We start from the raw sequence: 562 nt of genomic DNA, 5'->3' as shown, positions 1-562 counted from the left end.
CCCGTCTCGGGCGCGCGCCCGGCCAGGCTCTCGACCACCGCCTCGGTCACCGACAGGACCCGATCGACCCTGAGGCCGATCCGAGGCCCGTCGCGCCGCAGGGTCACGACGTGACCGGCCGCATCCTCCGGCGGTGCCGGCGCCGTGCCGAGCGCCACCGCGAGATCGACCACGCTGACGAGGATCCCGCCCCGACCGGTGAGGCCGACGAGCGAGGCGGGCGCTCCCGGCACCGGCGTGCAGGGCCGGAATGGAAACACCTCGGCGACGCCGTCGAGCGGCAGGCCGACCGTCTCGGCGCCCGTCCGGCAGACGAGCAGCGACCGGGTCGGCTGCGTCTCGGGCGCTGTCCCGCGGGTGGCGAGGCTGCGGGTGCGGGCATCCAGGATCGCGTCGATCCGGGCGGCGGTCAGGGCGGCCTCGCCGGGCAGGGCCGGCCCCGCGGTGAGCGCGGATTGCGGCATCAGGCAGCCTCGCTGCCGAGGACCGGCTGGGCGGCCCCCTGAAGCTCGCCGGCCGTCAGGCCGTCGCCCTCGGGCAACGCCGCATCGGCCGGCAGGCG

General features: G+C 77.8%; 1 protein-coding gene. It reads right to left on the bottom strand.

Going from position 1 to position 562, the window contains the following annotated elements; translation table 11 throughout:
• On the bottom strand, window positions 1-464 hold a 464-nt coding region (locus VP06_RS33320; RefSeq protein ID WP_048468118.1), incomplete at its 3' end, for a chemotaxis protein CheW.
• Between the last annotated feature and the right edge of the window lie 98 nt (window positions 465-562).

This window comes from Methylobacterium aquaticum (assembly GCF_001043915.1).
Taxonomy (GTDB): domain Bacteria; phylum Pseudomonadota; class Alphaproteobacteria; order Rhizobiales; family Beijerinckiaceae; genus Methylobacterium; species Methylobacterium aquaticum.
This window is presented reverse-complemented; position numbering and strand designations above follow the sequence as displayed.